A 1079-nucleotide genomic window follows, 5' to 3' on the forward strand; every position below is an offset into this window, starting at 1 on the left:
GGCGGGTGAAGCGTCGGGCGTCAGCGCGGAGCTTTTTGCGTTGCGCAGCGCCAGGGCCCGGCGCTGGGTGAAGGTCGAGGCGAAGGCCGTAGGCGTTTGCCATCCAAGCTGCGAGTGAGGGCGCGCGGTGTTGTAGTCGGTGCGCCAGTTGGCCAGAGCGGTTCGCGCCTGTGACAGGGATGAGAAGAGCGTTTCGTTGAGCAGTTCGTCGCGCAAGCGGCCGTTTAAGCTTTCGATGAAGCCATTCTGCATCGGCTTGCCGGGTGCGATGTAATGCCAGTCGACGCGGGCTTGATCCGCCCATGCGAGGATCGCGTTGCTGGTAAACTCACTGCCATTGTCGCTGACGATCATCCTTGGCCGACCGCGCCCGGCGATCACCCGATCGAGTTCGCGTGCGACCCGAAGGCCCGACAGCGAGGTGTCGGCGACCAGCGCCAGGTTCTCACGCGTGCAATCATCCACGATGGCCAGGATCCGGAAGCGGCGGCCGTCCGTGAACTGGTCGGAGACGAAGTCGAGTGACCAGCGCTCGTTCGGCCCGAGGGGGACCAGCATCGGGGCTCTTGTGCCGATCGCCCGTTTACGGCCGCCACGTCGGCGCACGGCCAGCTTCTCCTCCCGATACAGGCGGAAGAGCCTCTTGTGGTTCACGACATGGCCTTCGCGTTTGAGCAGGACATGTAGGCGCCGATAGCCAAAGCGCCGCCGCTCCCGGGCGATCTCTGTCATCCGTTCGCGAAGAGCGCGATCGTCAGGGCGCGCAGATTGATACCGGACGGTCATGCGGCAGCAGCCGATGGCTTTACACGCCCGCCGTTCGCTCATCGCGTGATGCGCCACGAGATGGGCGACGGCTTTCCGCTCGGCAGCGGGCGTCACCACTTCTTTCCCAGCAAATCCTTCAGTGCGACGTTGTCCAGCATCGCATCGGCCAACATCCGCTTGAGCTTGGCGTTCTCATCCTCCAGAGCCCGAAGGCGCCGGGCTTCCGACACGTCCATCCCGCCAAACTTCGCTTTCCACTTGTAGATGCTGGCGTCGCTCACACCGTGCTTGCGGCACAGATCCGCGACTGA

At 64.2% G+C, this 1079-nt stretch carries 1 protein-coding gene; it reads right to left on the reverse strand.

What is annotated here, in order from left to right:
- A protein-coding gene (locus tag V7S63_RS28680; RefSeq protein WP_442896537.1) for an IS3 family transposase occupies nucleotides 1–1079 on the reverse strand; the annotation gives its coding sequence in 2 pieces (ribosomal slippage) (nucleotides 1–893 and nucleotides 893–1079; 1080 coding nt annotated over the 2 pieces). This gene is flagged as partial in the annotation.

Origin of the sequence: Allobosea sp. CCNWLY174, assembly GCF_037120455.1 — a bacterium.
Lineage (GTDB): Bacteria > Pseudomonadota > Alphaproteobacteria > Rhizobiales > Beijerinckiaceae > Allobosea > Allobosea lupini.